We start from the raw sequence: 22,171 nt of genomic DNA, 5'->3' as shown, positions 1-22,171 counted from the left end.
GAGCCCGGCCGGTGGATCCGACCGGGCTCTTCCCGTTGCGCCCTATGCCGGTGCGGGGAGCTTCGCCTGCGCCGGCTCTTCGGCGCGCGAATCGTGGTCGTCGACCATCGTCAGCTCGTTGAAGGGGTCCTTGCCGCCGAGCACCCGGTCGACCTGAGCGCGGTCCACGGTCTTGGTCCACGAACCGACCAGCATGGTGGCAACGGCATTGCCGGAGAAGTTGGTCACTGCGCGGGCTTCGGACATGAACCGGTCGATGCCGACGATCAGGCCGACGCCGTCGAGCAGGTCGGGGCGATGGCTCTGCAATCCGCCGGCCAGGGTGGCCAGGCCGGCGCCGCTGACGCCTGCCGCACCCTTGGAGGCGACGATCATGAACACCAGCAACGAGATCTGCTCGCCGAGCGCCAACGGCTTGCCCATCGCGTCGGCGACGAACAGCGACGCCATGGTGAGGTAGATGGCCGTGCCGTCGAGGTTGAACGAGTAACCGGTGGGAACCACGACGCCGACGGTGGTCTTCTCGACGCCGAGGTGCTCCATCTTGGCGATCAAGCGGGGCAGCGCCGACTCCGACGACGAGGTCGCGAAGATCAGCAGGTATTCCCGGGCGAGGTAGCGCACCAGCTTGAAGATCGACACCCCGGCGACGGCACGCAGCAGCACGCCGAGGACGCCGAACACGAACAGCAGGCACGTGATGTAGAAGCCGAGCATCAGCGTCAGCAGCTGGGTGACGGCACTCCAGCCGGTCTGGCCGACGACGTTGGCGATGGCGCCGAAGGCACCGATGGGGGCCAGCCACAGGATCATCGCCAGCACCTTGAAGACCAGCTTCTGAACGGCTTCGATGCCGCGCAGGATGCCCTCGCCCGCTGAACCCATCGACTGCAGTGCGAAGCCGACGAGCAGCGCGACGAACAGCGCCTGCAGCACGTTGCCCTCGGTCAACGAGGACAACAGCGACGTCGGGATGATGCCTTGGACGAACTCCATCAGACCGCCCGCCTTCTCGGCGGTCTCGGCGAGCTGGGTGCCCTTGCTGGAGGTCGACTCGATGTTGAGGCCGGTGCCCGGGCTCAGCAGGTTGCCGACGACCAGACCGATGGCGAGTGCGACCGTCGACATGGCGAGGAAGTACACGAACGCGAGTCCGCCGACCTTGCCCACGGTTGCGGCAGCCCGCACCTTGCCGATGCCCAGCACGATGGTGCAGAAGATGACCGGGACGATCATCATCTTGATCAGGCTGACGAACATGGTGCCGAGCACGCCGACGCTCTTGCCGACCCCTGGGGCCAGGATGCCGACCGCGACGCCGGCCACGACCGCGACGATGACGGCGATGTACAGCCAGTGCGTGCGGTCACGCTTCTTGGGTGGGGAGGAGGTGTCGACGTGGTCGGTCATGGCGGGTGCTCCTTGATGCGGTCGGCCTGAGAACGGTCTAAAAGGGTCTGCAAGGATGATGTTCCCCCACGTGACCCACGTCACGCTTTAGTTCATTGTGTTCAGCCTGACACGATCCGGAGACCCGATGCGCCAGTGGTGGCCACGCTCGTTGGCTGGCCAGGCCATCGCTCTGCAGGTCGGCGTCATCGCCATCGTCGTGCTGGTCGGCAGCGTCCTGGCCCTGCTGGACGCCCGGCGAGACGGCGACGACGCGGCCCGTCAGCAGGTGGTGAGCATCGCGACGGCGCTGGCGGATTCGCCGTCCACCGCGCAGGCGATCTCCTCGGGCCGAGCGACGCAGATCCTTCAGCCGGTGACCGAGGCGGTGCGGACGAACACCCAGATCGCGTTCATCACCATCATGTCGCCCGACGGGACGCGGTTCACCCACACCGATCCCAGCCAGATCGGCGGCCACTACCTGGGCACCATCGCGCCGGCCCTGCGCGGCGACACGTTCAGCGAGGTCTACACCGGCACCCTCGGCCCGTCGATCCGCGCGGTTGCGCCCGTGCGCGACGCGTCGGGCCGGGTGATCGGGTTGGTCTCCGCGGGCATCACGCAGCAGACGTTGGCGCAGCGGTGGCGCGACCAGTGGCCGACGATCGCCGGCGTCGGGCTCGGCGCCCTGGTGCTCTCGATGATCGGGGTCTGGGCGATTCGGCGGCGGCTCCTGCGCCAGACCCACGGCCTGCGACCCGACGAACTGCGGGTGATGTACGAACACCACGACGCGATCCTGCATTCGGTGTCCGAGGGGCTGGTCGTGCTCGACCGCGACCGCGTGTTGTTGGTCAACGACGAGGCGCGCCGTCTGCTTGGTCTCGCGCCGGGGCGCGTCACCCAGGCGGATCTGCCAGAGTTCTTGCGCGCGTACGCACCTGGGGCCCGCGACGAGGTGCACGTGACCGAGGACCGGGTGTTGGTGGTCAACCGGTCTCGCGTGGCGGACTCCGCGCATTCGGAGGTGGTGACCGTGCGCGACCGCACCGAATTGCAGGGTGCGCTCGGTGAGTTGAGTTCGCTTCAGGTACTCACCGATTCGTTGCGGGCTCAGGCCCACGAGGCGGCCAACAAGCTGCACACCGTGATCACCATGGTCGAGATGGGCAAGCCGGAGGACGCCGTCCGCTTCGCCACCGAGGAATTGGCCGTGTCGCAGCGCCTGGTGGACCGGCTCTCCCACGACGTCGGGGAGCCCGCGCTGGTCGCGCTGCTGCTCGGCAAGACCGCCCAGTCCGACGAGCGAGGCATCCCCCTGACGATCACCGAGGACACGCACCTGCCGTCGGACGCCGACGACGTGCCGCTGTCGGCGCAGGAGATGATCACCGTGCTGGGCAATCTGATCGACAACGCGATGGACGCGTGTGACCGGAACGACCCGTGGGTGGAGGTGACGGTGGCGTTGGATCGGACGGGGCTGTTGATGCGCGTGGCCGACAGCGGTGACGGCATGGACGAGGAGGCCTTCGACCGGGCCATGCAGCGCGGGTATTCGACGAAGAGCAACACCGAACCCGGCCAGCACGGCCTGGGCCTGGCGCTGGTCGCCCAGGTGGTACGGCGCCACGGCGGCACGTTGACCGCCGACGTGACCTACGGTTCGGTGGTCACCGTGCGAGTTCCGGGGCGTGGCGAATGATCTCGGTCTTGATCGTCGAGGACGATCCGTTGATCGCGGAGGCACACCGCACGTATCTCGCACGCCTGGAGGGCTTTTCGGCGGTCGCGGTGGTGCACACCGCTCGCGATGCCATGCAGGCCGCGGCGGGGGCGGCGTCGACCGACTCACCCGTCGACTTGGTACTGCTGGACCTGGGACTTCCCGACGCCAGCGGGATCAGTCTGGCCTCGGCGCTGGCCGGTTTGCGCCCGGCTCCGGACATCATCGCGATTACCTCCGAACGCGACCTCGAGATGGTGCGCGCGGCGGTGGCCCACGGCGCACTCGCCTACCTGCTGAAGCCGTTCACGTTCGCGGCATTTCGCGACCGGCTCGAGAGATACCGCCGCTACCGCTCTGCACTGCCTGCCGGAGTCGACGCCGCCAGCCAGGAGGAGGTCGACCGGGCGATGGCCGAATTGCGCGTCGCCACCGACAAGTCCGTGGCACCGAAGGGGGCAGCTCCGCAGACCAATGACGACATCGCCCGCGCGGTGCGTGACGACGCCAACGGCGCGACGGCCGACGAGGTCGCCAAACGCGTTGGCGTGTCGAGGGTTACCGCGTGGCGGTACCTGGAGCGCCTCGCCGACGAGGGCACCGTCACCCGTACGACGGACTACGGCGGCGCAGGGCGTCCCAAGACGCGCTATCAGTGGCGCTAGCCGAGGCTCAGACCGCGGGCTCGAGCTCGCGGGGCGCCGGCAGAGCCGAGGCATCGACGAACTGCGAGTACAGCATCGGCACCGGTGCCGCCACGGTGTAGGAGGTGACTCCTCCGTCGTAGTCGGCGACGAAGAGGCGCTCGCCGCTCAGGGCGATCGCCGACGGACGTGCTCCGACCGACACCTCGGCGACGACCGAGCGGTGCTCGGTGTCGACGACGGCGACGTGGTCGTAGTCGACGACGTAGGCGCGCCCGCCGTCCTCACTGAGCACGAGCTGCGTGGGCGCCGCGGCGACGGAGAGGTCGGCGGTGATCTGGTTGTCGACCAGGTCGACCACGTAGAGGACGCCACCGTCGACGATGTCGGAGGTCAGGACGTAGGCGGTGCTGTCCATTCCTAGGGCCAGACCGCGGATGGGGGCGCCGATCTCGAGGGTGCGCCGCACGCGAGCGGTCTCCACGTCGACGGTGAGCAGTCGGCTACTACGCGAATCCGACAGGCCTACGTAGAGGCGGCGGCCCGTGGCGTCGAGGCACAGCGCGTCGATCGTGGCGTCGGCGTCCTTCGCGACGTAGATGGTGCCGACGCGTTCGGCGTGCACGTCGAGCACGGCGACGTCGACGCCCTCTTCACCGGCGCGGCCCGCATAGACCCGCTTGCCGTCGGCGCTGGTCGCGATCGCCGTCACGGTAAACGACAGCGGGTATTCCCGGACGATCTCGCCGCTGGTGGTGTCGATCACGACCACGGCGTCGTAGCTTGCCGACGACACGGCCGCGAAGGCGCGGTCGCCGACGATCTTCACGGCAGTGGGCTGGCCTGCGACCACACCACCACGCAGGGTGAGGGTGTCGGCTCCGATGACGGAGACGGAGTCGTCGCCGAAGTTGGTCGTGACGACGGTGTCCGCGTCGACGGCGATGTCCGAGATCGGACCGCGTCCGATCGTCGCGGACTTCAGCAGGGCGACGTCCTGGGTTCCAACGGTGACGTTGGTCGTGCGCGTACGAGCGATAGCCATGTGTTCGGCACCTCCGCCGGCATCACGTGGGCCGGCAATAGATTCGAGCTGGTGACGTTCCCGACGGGAGCGTGGTCGCATCCGATTGTAGCGACGGTTCCCCGGGTTCCCTGGAGTCGCGAAACGCGCGTGGCCAACCCCTTCCCGATCCTCTCAGGACACGCTTAAGAAACATTCCGTTACCGCATCGTTATCATTTGCACGCAATTCGAAAGGGGCTCTCCAACTGCAACTTCCGTGTCGTGGCAATCTCCGCGGCAGCGCCCCGAGAAGTTGTTCAGGTCACGGTTTCTTAGCATTGCCCGGCAAAAGTGAGCGGCAGATCACACGCGACACGACAGCAAATTTCACCGACCTACGAAACGCGACGGACACACGTGGTCCACGAGGCGTACGGGGCGCAGATGGCCGATCTCGCGTGGGTGTCGCGGCGAATATTCGCGCCGGGCGCGGCGTTGTCACCAGTGGCCAGGTCCGTCGGCGAATCATCCCCGACGCCGGCGGACCGGCCGTTCAGCTTCCTCGCCGACCGGTCGTCGAGTTCATCCCCGTTCGACGACGTTGGAGTCTCCCGATTGGTCGACCTCGGGTGCGCCCGCCAGGAAGGTCACCCGGTTGTCCATGCCCGAGATGCCGATCTTCACCGACGAGTCGACCGTGATGGTGTTCTCGATACCGGAGACCGTGATGCTGGCGCACGTTCCGGTGATCACGACGGTGTTGCTGACGCCGCTGACCGCGACGTCGCCGTCGGCGCATACAACGGTCTCGTTCTCGCCGACCCCCGAGACGGTGACGACGCTGCCCGGAACCGCCGTCGCCTCGGTGGGCGCGCGATGACCGGGGCGGGTGGCCGGTTGCCGCCGCTGCGACTCGTCGGATCGTCGAACGGGCCACCTCCCCCAGAGCCATTGGGGATCGTCACCGTCGGACTGCTGCCGAACCCGTCGGAGGGGGACCCGACACCGGACAAGACCGTCGAGAAGAACGTGACGGCACCCACGGTGATCGCCCCGACGGCACCGGCCACGACGCCCCAGAGGACCCAGTTCGTGCGGGACGCGCGGACGGGCGGCGGCGGCGGCGGCGGAAACGGCTGCCCGTATGGCGGTTGGCCTCCGTAGAAGCCCTGACCGCCATGGCCCGGGGGCGGAAGATGCTGGAACGCCTGGGAGTCGACCCGAGTCGGAGGGGCGGCGTCGAAACCGATCTCGCTCGAACTGTGGGTCAACTCCGACGATTGCTCGTTCAGCGAGCGCTCCAGGTCCCGGATGCGGGCCTCGGGATCGTCTGGCGAGGTCATCCGGCGATGCTCGCACGAGGCAGGCGGCCGGCAGGTGAACTCCGGTGAACGTCTCCGACCACCACGCTCGTCCAGCGCCCGCCGGCTAGTTGGCCTTCAGCAGTCGCTGCGAAACCTCGAGCATCACCCGTCGAGGCGTGAACCGGTAGCCGGTGGCCAGCAGGGTGTTGGCCAGGCCGGAGACCACCGTCGGGGTGGACTTGTCGAGCGCCGCCATCGCCACGTCGACGACCTGCGTGGGGGTCTGCCGGCCGCTGGTGAGGAATTCCTCGCCGGTCCGCTCGAAGAACTCGGTGTCGGTCGCGCCCGGGCACAGGGCGAGGACGCGGACGCCGCTGCCCTTGGTCTCCTTCCACAGCGCCTCGGTGAAGGACAGCACGAAGGCCTTGGTGGCGCCGTACACGGCCATCCCCGGGGTGGGCTGGAACGACGCGGTGGAGGCGACGTTGAGGACCACCCCGTGGCGGGCCGCGGTCATCGCAGGCAGATACAGCCCGGTCAGCTCGACGAGGGTCACGCAGTTGAGGTGGATCTGAGCGGCATTGGCGCCGACGTCCTGTCCGGCGAAGTCTCCGTGCAGACCGACGCCGGCGTTGTTGACCAGGACGTCGACGCGGCATCCGAGCTCGCCGACCTTGGCGGCGAGCTCGGCGGCGGAGCCGGGCAGGGACAGGTCGGCGGCGACGACGTCGACCCGGAGGCCGGGGGACGTCTGCAGCAGCCGGTCGCGGAGGGCGGTCAGCTTGTCGGCCCGCCGCGCCACCAGCACGAGATTGACTCCGCGCCTGGCGAATTGCACGGCGAACTCCTCGCCGATGCCACCGCTGGAGCCGGTGATCAACGCGGTGTCGTTCTTCAGGTCCATGAGGGGTCTCCGGGCGGTCGGGTCAACGGGGCGTGGGGATGGTCTGAACGATCATATGGTGGGGCCATGACATCAGGACCAACTCCGAACCATCCGCAGATGGCGGCCGCCCGCGGCCGAGTCGAGCCGGCGCCGCGGCGCGTGCGGGGCCTCCTCGGCGAGCGGGTGTTGTTCGACACGACGGCGGCCCGTTACGTCTGGGAGGTGCCCTACTATCCCCAGTACTACGTGCCGGTCGAGGACGTCGACCTAGGCCTCCTGACCGACGAGAACCATTCGCAGCGAGTGCAATTCGGTCCGTCGCGACTGTATTCGATCACGGGAGTCCCTCGGGAGAAGCCGGCGGTGCGCGTCTTCGACGCCGACGGTGACGGTCCGGTCGCGGGCTACGTCAGGGTCGAGTGGGACAGCGTCCGATGGTTCGAGGAGGACGAGCAGATCGTCGGCCACCCTCGCAACCCGTACGTCCGCGTCGATGCGCTGCGATCGCACCGCCACGTTCGGGTAGAGCTCGACGGGACCGTGCTCGCGGACACCCACAGCCCGGTCCTGCTCTTCGAAACCGGTTTGCCGACGCGCTATTACGTGGACCGCACCGACGTGCGCTTCGACGCGCTGGTGCCCAGCGACACCGAGACGCTGTGCCCGTACAAGGGCACCACCTCCGAGTATTGGTCGGTGCGTGCCGGCGCCGACGTCCATCCCGACCTGGCGTGGACCTACGCCTATCCGCTGCCCGCGGTGTCGGCGATCGCCGGACTGATCGCGTTCTACGACGAGAAGGTCGACGTCGTGCTCGACGGCGTCCGCCAGGTTCGGCCCGTCACCCACTTCGCCTGAGCGGCGGTCGATCACATCCCCGGGATACCGAGACCGGACAGACCGGGCAGTCCCATCTGAGCGCCCTGCCCGATCCAGTTGCCGTTGGCCAGCGACGCCATCATCGACGGGCAGTACATCGAGATGGCAATGCTGGTGAACAGGTTGGCCATGCCCGGGGACACCCCGTTGGTGCCGCCCATCTGCGAGGCGACGGCGGCGAAGTTGCCGCCCGGTTGCACGAGCATGGGACAGATCGACTGCGCCATGGTCACGGCCATGTTCGGGTCGGCAACGGAGACACCGGAGCCGGTGAGGGCAGCCAGGAATTGGTCGCCGACCGCGTCGGCGCGGGCGGTCGCCGGGGTGGCCGCGGCCGCGACCACGATGCCCGCGGAGAGCGCCATGGCGATCGACGCCTTCGCCGATACGTCGATCAAGCCGGTGATGACCGTCATGGGTGCTCCCTAGGTTGATCACGAAAGTGAATCACTGCCGTAACTTCTGGCACACTGCTCTACTTGCGTAACATTTGGAGCACGACGCGGCCACGGTTCGTACCGGGCGCGTTTCGCGAGCCGGACCTCGACGACCTCGGTGCGACACTCCCCGGCCGACGCCTCCCCTCGGGCCGCACCCAATTCGTCTCGCGGCCAACGGCATTGACCCATCACCGGATGTGACCTACGCCGCACTTGGTGAATTCGAGTCACCCGCGCACGCTCACATTAGAAAACGATGAGAGGATTCGGTCGTGGACGAGGACGCGCAGACCGCGCAGGCGCTGGCCCTGTTGCACGAGTTGCACGGCCACGTCGCCGGCATCTCGCACAAGCTCGAGGCGGCCGAGGCCCGTAGTCGCCGGGCCCGGGCGCGCGGCAACACCCGCAAGGACCCCGTCACCAACACGCTTCGGCGCGATCTCTACGAGGCGCACCGCCTCATCGACGGGTTGCACGCGCGGTATCCCAAGCTCACCCGTGAGCGGTCGACGATCTCCAGCTGATCTCCACACCACCTCCAAGCTCGGGGGTGCCACCGACCCGCACCATTCATTCGAGTCACCAAGCACGACATCGGAAGATCTCCGAGGTGACCCGAACGAAAGGACCGGTCATGCGCACCGCATCGATCATCACCGCCGCCGCGAGCATCGCAGCCGCCGCAGCCATCGGAACCCTCGCGCTGCCGGCCGCCCCGGCCAATGCCGCCGACTCCGCCATCGTCACCATCGGCCAGCTCAAGGCCCAAGGCTTCGACGTGCGGGTCGACCGCATCGGCAGCGCACCCCTGTCGCAGTGCGTGGTCACCGACGTCCGCAACCCCCAGGAGCGCACCGAATTCGTCGACGTCGACCGGATCGGTCGCGACCGCGTGATTCCCATCGTGGTCGCCCGGACCATCACGGTCTCGTTGGACTGTTCCTCGCGATAGGTCGGGGAATGCGAACGCCCGCCTCGACGTCATTCCTCGTGAACGTCGCCAGGTCGGTGACGAAGAAGGAGTGGGCGTGCGCGTCGGAGTGGTCTTCCCCCAGACGGAGCTCGGCGGCGACGCCGGCGCGGTGCGCGCCTACGGTCAGCGGGTGGAGGAGCTCGGCTTCACCCACCTCCTGGCCTACGACCACGTGGTCGGCGCCGACCCCGCGGTGCACACCGGCTGGGACGGTCCCTACGACGTGCGCACCACCTTCCACGAGCCGCTGGTGATGTTCGGCTTCCTCGCCGGGATCACGCAGACCCTCGAGTTCGTCACCGGCGTGGTCATCCTGCCGCAGCGCCAGACCGCGCTGGTGGCCAAGCAAGCCGCCGAGGTCGACCTCCTCAGTGGTGGCCGCCTGCGGCTGGGCGTCGGAATCGGTTGGAATGCCGTGGAATACGACACCCTCGGTCAGGACTTCGGGACGCGTGGCAAGCGCTCGTCCGAACAGATCGACCTGCTTCGCCGGCTGTGGACCGAGCCGTCGGTGACCTTCGACGGTGAGTTCGACACGGTGACCGGCGCCGGAATCGCCCCGCTGCCGGTGCAACGGCCGATCCCCGTCTGGATCGGGTCCGCGTCGTCCGCCGGGTACCGCCGGACCGGGCGGCTGGCCGACGGTTGGTTCCCGATGATGTCACCCGGACCGCGCCTCGACGAGGCGCTTGGCGAGATCGAGCGGAGCGCCACGGAGGCGGGCCGCGATCCCTCGACGATCGGCATGGAGGGCCGGGTCCGGTGGACCGGTGACGCCGACGCCGTCGCCGGGTCGATCGCGGCGTGGGCGAAGGTGGGCGCCACGCACCTGTCCGTCGACACGATGGGCGCCGGCCTGACCCACGTCGATCAGCACCTCGACGTGCTGGCCCGGGTCGCCGAGACGTTCTAGCCGGGCGCGGTTGCGCGCCTCTGCCGGTCACCGCGGTTAGGCTCAGGGGCGACATGTCGAGACGTTTGGTGCCGTGGATCGTGCTCTGCGCCCTGCTATTTGGTTCCACCGGGTGTTCGCTGTTCTCCAGCCCCGGCCCGCAAGACGCGTTGCGCGCGTTTGCCGATGCACTTGCCAGCAGGGACGCCTCCGCCGCCGGCGCGACCACCGACGACCCGGGCACCGCGACCACGGCCATCACCTCGATGTTCGACGGCATGGCCAAGGACGCGACACTGACGGTCGCCGTCGCCCAGCCCGGTGACGACGACAGGACCGGACGACTGAATTACTCGTGGTCGTTTGGGTCGAACAAGACCCTTGCCTATGATGCGACGGCGACCGCCACCCAGTCCGGCGAGGACTGGAAGGTGCACTGGGACACCACGGTGCTGCACCCCAAGCTTCGACCCGGGATGACCTTCCAGTACAGCGACGACAAGAACTACCTCACCCCGGTCACCGACCGGGACGGGCAACCGCTGCTGACGTGGCAGACGATCGGTGTCGTCGGACTGACGCGGGAGCACCTCGACTCCGCCGCCGCCCTGGCCGAGGTCCTGCGCCCCATCGACGACACCATCACCGCCGAGTCGATCGCCGGCCAGTTCGCCGCCACCCGCGACGACCGGGTCACCGTGATCAAGCTGCGCCAGGACGACTTGGCAACCGTCGCCGACCAGCTCAAGCAGATCGCCGGGGTGTCGGTCACCGAGCAGGGCGCGCTACTGACGGCCAACCGCGACCTCTCCTCCCCCGCCATCGACGGCCTGCCCGCCCTGTGGCAGAAGGCCGTCGACGCCGGGGCGGGATGGTCGGTCACGTTGGTCTCCACCCAGGGAGCCGACGCGGGACAGCCCACCGAGCAGCTGACTCGGACACCGCCCGGAGACACCCCGCCGATCCGCACCACCCTCGACATCAGACTGCAGTCACTGGCCCAGCAGGCCGTCGCCAAGGAAGCCCGGCCCGCCGTGCTGGTGGCCATCTCGCCGTCGACCGGGGGCATCCTCGCCGCCGCACAGAACGCGGCGGCCAACGCCCAGGGCCCCATCGCGTTCTCCGGGTCCTACCCGCCGGGCTCGACGTTCAAGACCATCACCACGGCCGCAGCCATCACGGCGGGTCTCGTCACGCCGGACTCCCCCGAGGCCTGTCCCGGCACCGTCACCGTCGAGAACCGCACCATCCCCAACGAGGACGAGTTCGACCTCGGCACCGTGCCGCTGTCGACGGCGTTCGCCAAGTCCTGCAACACGACGATGGCCGCGCTGGCCGACAGGCTCCCCGCCGATGCACTGCCAAACACCGCGCGACTCTTCGGCATTGGCGTCGACTACGTGATCCCCGGCCTCACCACCATCACCGGCAACGTGCCGAACGCGGACACGCCGGCCCAGAAGGTCGAGAACGGCATCGGACAGGGCACCGTCACGGTCAGCCCGTTCGGGCTGGCGGTCGCCGAGGCCAGCCTGGGTCACGGCTCGACCATCACGCCCACACTGGTCGTCGGTGAGAACACCACGGCCAACACTGCGTCGCAACCCATTCCCGGGCCCGTCGCCGCCGACCTGCGCGCGATGATGTCGCAGACGATCGCCGACGGCACGGCCACTGCGCTGCAGGACGTTCCGGGTCTCGGCGGCAAGACGGGCACCGCCGAGTTCGGCGACAACACCCATTCGCACGGCTGGTTCGCGGGCATCGCCGGTGACATCGCCTTCGCGACGCTGGTCGTCGGCGGCGACACGTCCACCCCCGCCGTCGCGGTCACGGGCGACTTCTTGCGTCCCGCCGTCGCGGGCTGACGCCATGCCGGGCCGTCGGCAGTATCGTCCGAGTATGGCTGACGCCCCGACGACACCGCTGACGATCATGTTCTGGCCCGAGTCCGCCTACGGGCCGACGAATCAGTGCATCGGGCTGGCCGCCATCCTGCGCGACCGCGGCCACACCATCGTCTTCGCGGCGGAGAGTTCGTGGGCGGGCAAGCTGGCACCGTTGGGCTTCGTCGAGGAACTCGTCGACCTGGCCGAACCCGCCGCCGACGCCGGTACGGAGGACGCCGGAAAGTTCTGGACCGACTTCATCGCCGAGACCGCACCAGAGTTCCGCAAGCCCACGGTCGAACAACTGGAGTCCTTCGTCGCGCCGACCTACCAGGCACTGATAGACGGGGCGAGGTATTGCGAACCTCGGCTACGCGAGATCGTCGCCGCCCACCGCCCCGACGTCATCGTCGAGGACAACGTCGTTCTGTTTCCGGCGCTGGTGACCTCGGGTGCGCCGTTCGTGCGCATCGTGTCGTGCAGTCCGCTCGAGGTTCCGGGCCCCGGTGTGCCGCCGCCCTTCTCGGGGCTGCCGAGCGCCGATCCCTCGCAGTGGGACGCGTATCGCGCCGAGTTCGACCGGACCCACCGCGCCATGTGGGCGGACTTCGACGCGTGGGTTCGGGCCCAGGGCGCCGCCGCGCTGCCCGAGCTGGAGTTCATGCCCCGCGCCAACGCCGCCAACCTGTACGTCTACCCCGCCGAGGCCGACTATCTCAAGGCCCGCCCACTCGACGAGACCTGGACCCGGATGGACTCGAGCGTGCGCGAGACCGACGGTGACTACGAGGCGCCCGCCGAGGTCGCGGACCGGCCGCCGGACAGCGCCCTGATCTACCTGTCGCTCGGCTCGCTGGGCGGGGCCGACGTCGACCTGATGCGTCGTCTGGTGGCGATCCTGGGCACCACCCGGCACCGCTTCATCGTCAGCAAGGGTCCCCAGGCGGATCAGATCACGTTGCCCGACAACATGGTCGGTGCGCAGATGCTGCCGCAGACCAAGGTCATCCCCCAGGTCGACCTGGTGATCTCCCACGGTGGCAACAACACCACCACCGAGGCACTGCACTTCGGCAAGCCGCTCGTCGTCCTGCCGCTGTTCTGGGATCAGTACGAGAATGCCCAGCGCGTCGACGAACTCGGGTTCGGCGTGCGGTTGGACACGTACTCCTTCGCCGACGCCGAACTGGTCGACGCCGTCGACCGACTGCTTGGCGACACCGACCTCCGGGCACGGCTGGACACGATGGGCGCCGCGATCCGTCGACGCGACGGGCTGCGGGTCGGCGCCGACGTCGTCGAGGAGGTCGGCGCGCGTCACCGACACTCGGGTGCCTGAGCCCCTCGATTCGCTACCGATCGCCGAGGACCGACGTCTTGCCGTCGTCGCCGACGGCAGCGGTCTCGCCGCGATCCCGCAGGTGCGCGGCGCCGACGGGCGATGGCGCCGCGCCCACCCCGGTGACGGTGCCGCGTCGGGTCTGCTGGAACTGCTGGCGGTGGGTTCGGTCACCTACGGAGCCTTCTCGGTGCGGTCGTGGTCGACGCGAACGGCCAACGGCGAGAGGTCGGTTGGCGTGGACCAAACCAACGAGTCGGTGATCGTCGGCGACGCCGCCGTGGTCAAGTGGGCGACTCACCTGCAGGACGGTCCGCATCCCGCGCCGCGACGGATCGAAGTGCTTCGCGCGGCCGGGTTCGACGGCATGCCGACGCCGTGGGGCATTGTCACGTGGCGCCCGCCGACCGGCGCCGAAACCGTGGTGGCCTACGTCGACGACTACCTTCCCGACGCGGTCGACGGCTGGACGTGGGCGGTGGACCTGGCGACCACGGGGGCGCGAGACGGACACTCCGAGGAATTCGTGGCCGCGGCGGTCGAGGTGGGCACCGTCGTCGCCGAACTGCACGCGGCGTCGTCGGCCACCGTGACCGCCGCCTCGACCGCCGACGCGCAGCGGTGGCTCGACGGTGCGCGCGAGACCCTCGACACGGCCTGCCGGCTCGGGCACCCCGGAGCGCTGGCTCGTCGCGTCGAGATCGAGGCGGTGCTGGCCGACCTCAGCACGCTCGCGGGAACACCCGTCGTCGACGGGCACGGCGACCTGCACGTCGGTCAAGTGCTCTGCGGCCGTGGCCGTTTCGTCGTGACCGACTTCGACGGCAACCCGGTGCTCTCCGCGCCCGAGCGAATCTTGCCGGTGCCCGCGGTGCTCGACGTCGCCGGGATGACGCAGTCTCTGGCGCACGTCGCGGTCGTCGCCGCCAAGCACACCGCCCTCGACCCGGCCGTCCTGGCCGGCGTCGACCGCGCTGCGCGCACCGCCTTCCTCGACGCCTACGTCCGCCGCCTCGACGCCCTCGGGCACGCCGACCTGTTCGACCCGACTCCGCTGCGTGCATTCCGCACCCAGCAGGTTCTACGCGAGATCGTCTACGCTGCAACCCATCTCCCCCGCTGGATGTACGTTCCCGATGCGGCGCTGCCCGCACTCCTCGACGAAGGGACCCCACCGTGAAGCCCGACGGATTCGCCGCCGACCTACGGCGCAAGCCCGAGGTGCTCGAACACCTCGCCACGACGGTGGCGGCGCGCAACCCGTGGGCGGAGGTGGTACCGGCCGACGTGCAGCGCGTGGTGCTGCTCGGGATGGGCTCCTCGGCGTACGCGGGCGGCGTGGCCGCGGCACGGATGCGGGCCAAGGGGTTGACGGTCACCGCCGAGTTGGCGTCGTCGACGCTGTTACCCGACTGGGGCGCGGGTACTCTCGTCGTGGCGACGTCGGCGAGCGGCGGCTCGGTCGAGACGCTGGACGCACTGGAACGCCTGCCTGCGGCCGCCCACGTGATAGCCCTGACGAACACCCCGGAATCGGCGATCGGGCAGCGGTGCAGGGACGTGGTCGACCTGGCGGCCGAAGTCGAGGTCGGTGGCGTGGCCTGCCGCAGTTATCAGCACACCCTGGCTCTTCTGATGGCACTCGAATGCCACCTCCTGGGCACCGGCACTGCAACCCTGGCGACGACGATCAGCGCCGCGGCCGACGCCTGCGCACACCTTCTCGATCACGAATCCGAGTGGTTCCCAGAGACTTCCGAGCTGCTGATCGGCCCCACGGGTACGCACTTCGCCGCGCCCGCGCACCGGTTCTGCTCAGCACAGCAGGCCGCCCTCATGCTGCGCGAGGGTCCGCGTCTGCCGGCCGTCGGGTGCGAGACCGGCGACTGGAGTCACGTCGACGTATATCTGACCAAGACCACCGACTACCGGCTCGCAGTCTTCGCGGGCTCGGCCTGGGAGGCGCAGCTGGCGGAGTGGACGACCGCGCGCGGCAGCACCGTCGTCGGCATTGGCGGCGAGGTTCCGGGCGCCCGGCGTCAGGTGCGCTACCCCGGCGACGGCGAGGACGACGTCCGCCTGCTGACCGAGGTGCTGGTGGCGGAGCTCATCGCCGCGGCCGCGTGGAGTCGCTGAAACCTTCTGTGTCACATCGGTTTTAGGACCGATTTGTTGTCGGTGGGTCGTACTAGTGTCCGGGTATGAGTTCGGATCGGGTCACCGCGGCGGTTGCGGAGTACCGCGCTGCTGCGACCGAACTCGTGCAACGCTCCTTCGAAGAGTTCACCCACCTCGAACTCCCACCGTCGGTCACGAGGTGATCGCCCGCCTGCAACGCGAAGCGTCCGCGGAGGAATTGGGGGCCAAGTCGCTGAAGAGCGTGTTGGTTCAGCGGTTGCGGATCTCGGGCAAGGAGGCCGCACGCAGGTTGGCCGAGGCCAAGGAGCTGGGTCCGCGGACCGCGTTGAACGGGGAACCGCTGGAGCCGCTGCTGGCCCCGACCGCGACCGCCCAGCGGTCGGGTTCGATGGGGCCGGAGCACGTCAAGGAGATCCGGTGGTTTCTCGTGCAACCCGGAAGACCACGAACCGAGAACCTCCGGCACGCCGTCGCAGGAGCAGATCGACGCCGACACCCGCACCCTCGGGCAACGCAATCACGACGCCTTGATCGCCCTGGCCCGCACCGCATTGAGTTCGGGTGAATTGGGTCAGCACAACGGGTTGCCGGTCACCGTCATCGTCAGCACCGCCCTGCAAGACGTGGAAGCCGCCCGCGGATCCGGGGTGACCGGCGGTGGGTCACTGCTGCCGATGGCGGATCTGATCCGGATGGCGTCCCACGCCCATCACTACCTGGCGGTGTTCGACGAGCACACCAACGAAGCGTCGTACCTGGGCCGCACCAAACGGTTGGCCTCCGCAGCCCAACGCATCGTGCTGCACGCGCGGGACCGTGGCTGTACGAAACCAGGGCGCACCGTCCCCGGGTACGGCACCCAGGTGCACCGCATGACCGGCTGGGCGCGCAACGGCCTGACCGACGTCGATGCGGTCACCCTGGCCTGCGGCCGGGGACAACCGGCTCGCCGAGAACGGGTGGACCGTCCAACTGAGAGATGGCGTGGTGGAACGGATGCCGCCCCCGGAACTCGACGTCGGGCAAAACCGCGTCAACTACCTCCACCACCCCGAACGACTTCTGCTGGAATCCGGGTCCTAGGCCGCCAGGTGACCCCACCGTGGCGCCAGCTCAGCCCACGGGCCGGTCGCCGCGACCATGCCGTCGACCAGCACGACCACCCGGTCCGCCCTGGCCAGTGCCGCCCGCTTCGAGGTGGCGCCCAGCACCGTCGTCCCCCGCGCCCGCAGGCCGTCCCACAGCTCGACCTCGGTGGCGGCGTCCAGTGCACTGGAGACGTCGTCGGCCAGAAGGAGTTCCGGCTCCACGGCCAACGCCCGGGCCAGAGCCAGCCGCTGCACCTGTCCACCCGAGAGGCGGACCCCGCGGTGACCGACGAGCGCGTCGACCCCGCCGGCGTCGGCGACGTCGGGCCCGAGTCGTGCGTCCTCGACGGCCCGCTCGACGTCGCGATCGTGGTCGAGGCGCACGTTGTCGGCGAACGTGCCCGAAAGCACCAGCGGCACCTGGGCGACGTGCGCGACCCGCCCTGGACGCAGGAAGGTCTGCGGGTCGGTGACGTCGACCCCGTTCCACCGGATCCGCCCGGTGTGCCCCACCAGACCGCACAGCACGGACAGCAGACTCGACTTGCCCGATCCCACCTGCCCGAGCAGCAGCACGAGCTCACCCGCCGCGATGCTCAGGTGCACGCCCGCGACGCCCCGGGTTCCGTCGTCATGCACGGCCGTGACGTCGACCAGGTCCAAGCGCCGCAACGGTGTTCGCCGGGCTGGCTCCGGCGCAGGTGCGGTTCCCCTCTGCAGGTCGACGCCCGCGGGGATGTCCATCAGGTCGGCTCCGCCGGCCAGTCGGCTGGTCGCCTGCTGCCAGGCACGAGTGCCCGGCGCGTCGGTGACCACCGCGCCGGCGACGCTGCCAAAGTAGCCGAACCCGGCGACCGCTCCCGAGACCAGCAGTGCCGCCGCCAGATTCCATCCGCCAAGGAGGTAGACGACCCACGCCGCGACGACGCCGAGCTGCACCATCACCTCGGGCACCCCGAGGAGGATCGATTGAACGCGGTGTTCGCGCACCGCGGCACCCACGCGGCCACCGTCCACGCGGTCCAGATGCGCGCGGACGTCGGCGGTCGCGGCGGCGAGCTTGACGGTTCGCACGCATTCGAGCACCGACACCAGCGAGCGGCCGAACTCGGCGCGAGTGGTCGAGGCAGCCGCCGCCGAGCGGCCCGCGACGGGTCGCCCGGCCACCGACGCCACGGCGGCGGCCACCATCACCGCGAGCAGGATCGCTCCGGCGACGGGTGTGCCGCTGAGGAACGAGGCGATGACCACGATGACCACACCGCCGACCACGTCGTTCCACCGGTCTGCGTAGTGCAGGAAGCGGTCGGAGTCGAGCACGCGCGATACCACCTCGCCGGGCGGCGTGCCGGACAACCGGTGTTGCCGAGTCTGGGCCTGCAGCACCGTCATTCGGATGCGTAGCGCACACGCCGACCACCACGGCAGGAAGCGCCGCAGCGCCAGCGCCAACACCAGCGGTTCGACGACGATGCACAGCACCACCGAGACGGCGATCAGCGTCGGAGTCTCGCCCTCGCTGAGACCCTGGACGAGATGCCCCCACGCGAACCCGCTGACGGCACCGGTGGCCCCGACCAGTCCGGTCAGAACGAACAGGGACGCGCCCAGCAGGCCCCAGGTGGGGTGCGTGCGGATCATGCGGGCGATGCCGCGGGCCAGGCTGGGGCCGCCGTCGACGTCGGGAGACTCCGGGGCGATCCCGTTCCTGCGGGTCGCAACGACCGCGGCGCCGTCGTCGGCGACCGGTGGGGGCGCGTCCTCGTCCGCGCCGCCGGCCTGCAGGAGCCGATGGAACGGTCCCGGTCGGGCGGCGAGGTCGGCGTGCGAACCCTGCTCGACGACGAGGCCGCGGTCGAGCACGACGACGTGGTCGGCACGGGTCACGGTCGAAAGTCGATGGGCGATCAGGATTCCGGTGCGGTTGGTCAGCAGCCGGTCGGCGGCGCGGACCACGCGCGCCTCGGTCAGCGGGTCCATCCTCGCGGTCGCCTCGTCGAGCACGACGACGCGCACCTCGCGGACCAGGAGCCGGGCGAAGGCGACGAGTTGCTCCTCACCCGCCGACAACGTCGTCCCACCGGGACCCAGGAGGGTGTCGACGCCGTCGGGGAGACTCTCGATCCAACCGGTCAGGTCGAGTTCGGCCAGGGCGTCGCGCACCCGTCGTCGTGGCACGTCGGCGAACAGCGTGACGTTCTCGGCGAGCGTGCCCGCGAGGATCTCGGTGCGCTGGGTCACCACCCCGACCGCGGACCGCAGACGGTGCACGTCGAGGTCGAGCACGTCGACCCCACCGAGGAACACCGAACCGCGTTCGGGGTCCACGGCGCGCGACACCAGCGACGCGAGCGTCGACTTGCCCGAACCGGTTCGTCCGACGAGGGCACAGGTCGTCCCCGCGGGGATCCGAAGGTCGACGCCGCGCAGCACCGGTGGCCCACCGGCATACGAGAAGCTCGCCCCGCGCAGCTCGACGTCGACCGCATTCGTCGAGAGATCCTGCCCACCAACGGGTTCGGCCTCGGCGACGATCAGTTGCCGAAGCCGGATGACCGCACCCATGCCCGCCTGAAGTTCGGGCAGCTGGCGGGTGAGTTGCGCGATCTCGCCGACCAGGGTCGCGCTGACGAGAAACAGCGTGATCAGTTGGGCGACGTCGAGGTCGCCGTCGACGACTAGGGCGACGCCGGCGATCACCACGCCGCCGAGCACGGCGTGAAGCAGTCCACCGGCCCGCAGGGTGATGCGCGACTCGACGACCACCACCGCGCGGAAGCACCGCTGGATGGTGGCGGAGAGTTCGGCGCACCGTCGGATGACGAACGCCTGACCGAGGCTGGTGCGCAGGTCGTCCCGCGCGGCGATGCCCTCCTCCATCGCCGCGGCGTGGTCGGTCCAGGCGACTTCCTCGGCCACTTTGCGTTGGCCGAGTTCTCGCAACAGCGGCCGGATCGCGACCGTGATGAGTGGGACGACGACGGGAAAGACGATCCAGGCCGGCCACCAGGTCAACCCGGCGACGACCCACATCGGCACCGCGGACACGACGGTGCGCATGGCCTCCCACACCTGCGAGCGCACCAGCGACCCGACTTCGTGGGTGTCGTCGTCGACGCGGTCGAGGATCTCGCCGACGGCTTGCTCGGAGAGCCGTGCCAGCGGCTGGCTCAGGGCCGCGGTCAGCAGGTCGGCACGTAACCGGCCCTCGGCCCTGTCGGCGATGCGGGCCCAGACGGTACGGCCCAGGGTGTCGAGGACGGCGGCGCCCAGCAGGCATGCCGCGAGCACTCCCACCGTCGTCCAGACCGGGTTGGTCGCGAGGCGGCCGATGACGACGGTGCCCAGTGATTGCAGCACCGCCGCGATCGTCATCGTCAGGAGCGCGACCGTGACGCCGGGGCTCGCGAGCCGCCGCCATCCGATGGTGCGGTCGAGGCCGTTCGCGTGATCCCGGTTCCCCACGGCGGACCCCGACGGGATGGTGTCGGGCCGGGTCGTCGTGGTCATCGCGACGTGGACGCTACACATCGCCGACGTCGCGACGCACGTTCTTTTCGGTGGGCGGCCGCCGCTCGACCGCCGGCGGTCAGTCGGTGACCTGCGGTGTGATCAGGAACTTCTCCCCGGTGGCGCGCTTGAGGTAGGCGGTGAACGCCTCGGGTGCGAGCATGCCGGCCAGGGAGACCTCGCGGTCGTAGGTGCTGGCGAAGGTCGTGGTCAGTTCGTCGGCCACCCGGGAACGCAACCGTCCGACGGTGTCGGCACCGGCGTTCTGGAGGAATGGGGTCAGCAGCCACCCGCCGAGGCCCCACGCCATGCCGAACTTCCTGGTGAGCATCGTCGGGCCGGTGTCGAGGGCGCCGTATACGTAGACCTGCTTGTGCACGGTGGAGCCGTAGCGCGAATATCCCGCGCCGGTCGCGTTGGCGGCGCGCTCCATCGCGTTGAGGATGTCGCCGGCGACGGTGCCGCCACCGATGGCGTCGAATGCCAGCGTCGCGCCCGTCTCCACGAGCGCGTCGTAGAGGTCGGCGGCGAAGGTCGGCGAGGTCGAGTCGACTACGTGCACCGCGCCGATCGACCTCAGCAGCTCTTCCTGCTCGGGCTTGCGGACGACGTTGACCAGCGGTATGTCGTCCTCGAGGCAGATCTTCACCAGCATCTGGCCGAGGTTGGATGCCGCGGCGGTGTGCACCAAGCCCGAATGTCCCTCGCGCTCCATGGTTTCCACCATGCCGAGCGCCGTCAGCGGGTTGACGAAGGAGGATGCGCCGTCGCGAGCAGGCGTCCCGTCGGGCAGCACCAGACACGCCGCGGCCTTCGCCACGCGGTACTGCGCGTACATGCCGCCGCCCGCGAGCCCGACCGTCTTGCCGAGCAGTGCCTGGGCGCCGGGCGAATTGCCCGCGGCGACGACGGTTCCCGCGCCCTCGTTGCCAACGGGCAGGGAGTCGTCCAGGCGAGCGGACAGGGCGTCGAGCGCCTCCGGCGCGATGGGCGCGGTGACGACGGGGCGCTCCGGCGTGCCGCCTACCGTGGCGGCGTCCATGTCCGCGGAGGCGACGAGCAGACCGATGTCGGACGGGTTGATCGGGGCTGCCTCGACACGAACGAGGACCTCATCGTCGGCGGGGGTGGGTACCGGGACGTCGCACAGTGACAGTTCGAGCGTGCCCTCTGCGCTCACCAGCGATCGCAACTCCAGGGCGGTCTCCGGAAGGTCGTGGGTCATGGGTGGTGCCTCGTTCCTGTGGTGGGTCTGTCGTCCACCTTAGGAACCCGCGCCGCGGGACCCGACCGGCGTCAGCAGAGTTCGCGCATGGAGGCCGAGATGACGTACATCGCACCGGCCACGGTGGTCTTGAGGTCGTTCATCACCACGGGGATCGCGTCGGCGGTCGGCCTGCCCGCGCCGACGTAGCGGCACACCTTGTAACCCTCGGTCCGCAGCTGCTGGGTGCTCAGCGACGTGAGCCGCGGCGCCAGTTCGTTCAGGTAGCCAGCCTCGTCGGCTGCGGCCGGCGCCGAGACTCCGATCGCCGTCAATGCCGCTACCACTGCTGCGAACACGACCTTCACGTCACACCTCCTGGTCCTCGCCACCGTAGGACACAGTGACGTCTTTGCTGACCGTTTTGATGCAACCCGTAATAGTCTTCGCTACGGCCCGGCTCGCCCGCGTGCGCCGACGTCCGGAGACCGGATGAGGAGCCGTGGCGCGTTGAGCGGCAATCCCGGGGGGTGACGCCGGCGATTGCCGTCGTCACCACCACCGGGGCGGTGACCTAGTGGTGACCGTTGCTGCCGTTGCCGTTTCCGTTGGTGTGTTGGCGTGCCTTGAGGGCGGTCATGGCGCGGTGTTCGGAGGCGTTGGCGGCCTCGACCAAGGCGGCCTGTTCACCTTCGGGGTCGGGATAGAGGAAGTTGCCCGTCCCGGGTGCCCCCGCCGAGCCCAGCTTGTTCATCCGCTTGGGCAACGGTGCGCCCTGATACTGCAACGGGATCGGGTGACCGTGCTCGTCGACCGGTCCCAACGGCTGATGCAACTCCACGTAGGCCCCGTGCGGGAGCC

Annotated in this window: 22 protein-coding genes and 2 pseudogenes; 15 read left to right on the top strand and 9 right to left on the bottom strand. The window is 69.4% G+C overall.

Going from position 1 to position 22,171, the window contains the following annotated elements; genetic code table 11:
• Positions 1 to 42 precede the first annotated feature (42 nt).
• Entirely contained in the window at positions 43 to 1,410 is a 1,368-nt protein-coding gene (locus ABZ195_RS19750) for a cation:dicarboxylase symporter family transporter (protein WP_355220726.1), read from the bottom strand.
• Between the two features lie 127 nt (positions 1,411 to 1,537).
• Between ABZ195_RS19750 and ABZ195_RS19745 the strand changes: the two genes are divergently transcribed.
• Positions 1,538 to 3,097, top strand: coding sequence for a sensor histidine kinase (locus tag ABZ195_RS19745; protein ID WP_355220724.1), 1,560 nt, complete (start codon positions 1,538 to 1,540; stop codon positions 3,095 to 3,097).
• Positions 3,094 to 3,783, top strand: a complete 690-nt coding sequence (locus ABZ195_RS19740; RefSeq protein WP_355220722.1) for a response regulator — start codon at positions 3,094 to 3,096, stop codon at positions 3,781 to 3,783. Before ABZ195_RS19745 ends, ABZ195_RS19740 begins: the two co-directional genes overlap by 4 nt.
• A gap of 7 nt (positions 3,784 to 3,790) precedes the next feature.
• On the opposite strand, the gene ABZ195_RS19735 is transcribed toward ABZ195_RS19740, so the two are convergent.
• Positions 3,791 to 4,807 (bottom strand): hypothetical protein, encoded by a 1,017-nt coding sequence (locus tag ABZ195_RS19735; RefSeq protein ID WP_355220720.1) that lies wholly within the window; start codon positions 4,805 to 4,807, stop codon positions 3,791 to 3,793.
• A 542-nt stretch (positions 4,808 to 5,349) separates the two neighbouring features.
• Positions 5,350 to 5,496, bottom strand: a complete 147-nt coding sequence (locus ABZ195_RS19730) for a DUF3060 domain-containing protein (RefSeq protein ID WP_355220993.1) — start codon at positions 5,494 to 5,496, stop codon at positions 5,350 to 5,352.
• A 16-nt stretch (positions 5,497 to 5,512) separates the two neighbouring features.
• On the opposite strand from ABZ195_RS19730, the gene ABZ195_RS19725 reads away from it, so the two are divergent.
• On the top strand, positions 5,513 to 5,647 hold the full coding sequence (locus ABZ195_RS19725; protein ID WP_355220719.1) for a hypothetical protein: 135 nt from the start codon (positions 5,513 to 5,515) through the stop codon (positions 5,645 to 5,647).
• Positions 5,644 to 5,931 carry a hypothetical protein gene (locus tag ABZ195_RS19720; protein ID WP_355220717.1) on the top strand — a complete coding sequence of 96 codons (288 nt, stop codon included), beginning with the start codon at positions 5,644 to 5,646 and terminating at the stop codon, positions 5,929 to 5,931. Before ABZ195_RS19725 ends, ABZ195_RS19720 begins: the two co-directional genes overlap by 4 nt.
• A gap of 264 nt (positions 5,932 to 6,195) precedes the next feature.
• Here ABZ195_RS19720 and ABZ195_RS19715 read toward each other — a convergent pair whose 3' ends face one another.
• The gene (locus ABZ195_RS19715) at positions 6,196 to 6,975 is read right to left on the bottom strand and encodes an SDR family oxidoreductase (RefSeq protein WP_355220715.1); all 780 of its coding nucleotides are present in this window, start codon (positions 6,973 to 6,975) and stop codon (positions 6,196 to 6,198) included.
• A 66-nt stretch (positions 6,976 to 7,041) separates the two neighbouring features.
• Here ABZ195_RS19715 and ABZ195_RS19710 point away from each other — a divergent pair, with 66 nt between their 5' ends.
• Entirely contained in the window at positions 7,042 to 7,815 is a 774-nt protein-coding gene (locus ABZ195_RS19710) for a DUF427 domain-containing protein (protein ID WP_355220714.1), read from the top strand.
• 11 nt (positions 7,816 to 7,826) lie between these two features.
• On the opposite strand, the gene ABZ195_RS19705 is transcribed toward ABZ195_RS19710, so the two are convergent.
• The gene (locus ABZ195_RS19705; protein ID WP_355220712.1) at positions 7,827 to 8,252 is read right to left on the bottom strand and encodes a DUF732 domain-containing protein; all 426 of its coding nucleotides are present in this window, start codon (positions 8,250 to 8,252) and stop codon (positions 7,827 to 7,829) included.
• A 296-nt stretch (positions 8,253 to 8,548) separates the two neighbouring features.
• Between ABZ195_RS19705 and ABZ195_RS19700 the strand changes: the two genes are divergently transcribed.
• The 10 genes and pseudogenes from ABZ195_RS19700 to ABZ195_RS19655 all read left to right on the top strand — a co-directional run bounded on the left by ABZ195_RS19700 (position 8,549) and on the right by ABZ195_RS19655 (position 16,591).
• Positions 8,549 to 8,800, top strand: a complete 252-nt coding sequence (locus ABZ195_RS19700; protein ID WP_355220711.1) for a hypothetical protein — start codon at positions 8,549 to 8,551, stop codon at positions 8,798 to 8,800.
• Positions 8,801 to 8,910: 110 nt separating this feature from the next.
• Positions 8,911 to 9,228, top strand: coding sequence for a hypothetical protein (locus ABZ195_RS19695; RefSeq protein ID WP_355220709.1), 318 nt, complete (start codon positions 8,911 to 8,913; stop codon positions 9,226 to 9,228).
• 76 nt (positions 9,229 to 9,304) lie between these two features.
• Positions 9,305 to 10,162 carry an LLM class F420-dependent oxidoreductase gene (locus tag ABZ195_RS19690; RefSeq protein ID WP_355220707.1) on the top strand — a complete coding sequence of 286 codons (858 nt, stop codon included), beginning with the start codon at positions 9,305 to 9,307 and terminating at the stop codon, positions 10,160 to 10,162.
• A gap of 53 nt (positions 10,163 to 10,215) precedes the next feature.
• Positions 10,216 to 12,009: a penicillin-binding transpeptidase domain-containing protein gene (locus tag ABZ195_RS19685; protein WP_355220705.1), complete on the top strand. Its 1,794-nt coding sequence runs from the start codon at positions 10,216 to 10,218 to the stop codon at positions 12,007 to 12,009.
• Positions 12,010 to 12,043: 34 nt separating this feature from the next.
• The gene (locus tag ABZ195_RS19680; RefSeq protein ID WP_355220704.1) at positions 12,044 to 13,369 is read left to right on the top strand and encodes a nucleotide disphospho-sugar-binding domain-containing protein; all 1,326 of its coding nucleotides are present in this window, start codon (positions 12,044 to 12,046) and stop codon (positions 13,367 to 13,369) included.
• The gene (locus tag ABZ195_RS19675; protein ID WP_355220702.1) at positions 13,362 to 14,549 is read left to right on the top strand and encodes a glucosamine kinase; all 1,188 of its coding nucleotides are present in this window, start codon (positions 13,362 to 13,364) and stop codon (positions 14,547 to 14,549) included. The genes ABZ195_RS19680 and ABZ195_RS19675 overlap by 8 nt, the downstream gene beginning before the upstream one ends.
• On the top strand, positions 14,546 to 15,505 hold the full coding sequence (locus ABZ195_RS19670; RefSeq protein ID WP_355220700.1) for an SIS domain-containing protein: 960 nt from the start codon (positions 14,546 to 14,548) through the stop codon (positions 15,503 to 15,505). Before ABZ195_RS19675 ends, ABZ195_RS19670 begins: the two co-directional genes overlap by 4 nt.
• Before the next feature lie 181 nt (positions 15,506 to 15,686).
• Entirely contained in the window at positions 15,687 to 16,073 is a 387-nt protein-coding gene (locus tag ABZ195_RS19665; RefSeq protein WP_355220698.1) for a DUF222 domain-containing protein, read from the top strand.
• A pseudogene (locus tag ABZ195_RS19660) lies at positions 15,991 to 16,263 on the top strand (DUF222 domain-containing protein); the annotation flags it as partial. The gene ABZ195_RS19665 and the pseudogene ABZ195_RS19660, both read left to right, overlap by 83 nt.
• A 154-nt stretch (positions 16,264 to 16,417) precedes the next feature.
• Entirely contained in the window at positions 16,418 to 16,591 is a 174-nt protein-coding gene (locus ABZ195_RS19655) for a hypothetical protein (protein WP_355220696.1), read from the top strand.
• On the opposite strand, the gene ABZ195_RS19650 is transcribed toward ABZ195_RS19655, so the two are convergent.
• The 4 genes and pseudogenes from ABZ195_RS19650 to ABZ195_RS19635 form a co-directional block, all read right to left on the bottom strand.
• Positions 16,588 to 20,106, bottom strand: coding sequence for an ABC transporter ATP-binding protein (locus ABZ195_RS19650; RefSeq protein WP_355220695.1), 3,519 nt, complete (start codon positions 20,104 to 20,106; stop codon positions 16,588 to 16,590). The two genes, ABZ195_RS19655 and ABZ195_RS19650, sit on opposite strands and share 4 nt — an antisense overlap.
• A 79-nt stretch (positions 20,107 to 20,185) precedes the next feature.
• Positions 20,186 to 21,331 (bottom strand): zinc-binding dehydrogenase, encoded by a 1,146-nt coding sequence (locus ABZ195_RS19645; RefSeq protein ID WP_355220693.1) that lies wholly within the window; start codon positions 21,329 to 21,331, stop codon positions 20,186 to 20,188.
• A gap of 71 nt (positions 21,332 to 21,402) precedes the next feature.
• Positions 21,403 to 21,678, bottom strand: coding sequence for a DUF732 domain-containing protein (locus ABZ195_RS19640; protein ID WP_355220691.1), 276 nt, complete (start codon positions 21,676 to 21,678; stop codon positions 21,403 to 21,405).
• Between the two features lie 206 nt (positions 21,679 to 21,884).
• Positions 21,885 to 22,171 (bottom strand): annotated as a pseudogene (locus ABZ195_RS19635) (cytochrome b); the annotation flags it as partial.

The organism is Mycobacterium sp. NPDC006124, from assembly GCF_040614235.1.
Classification (GTDB): domain Bacteria; phylum Actinomycetota; class Actinomycetes; order Mycobacteriales; family Mycobacteriaceae; genus Mycobacterium.
The sequence above is the reverse complement of the archived record's forward strand: the minus strand, read 5'-3'. Positions and strand labels throughout refer to the sequence as shown.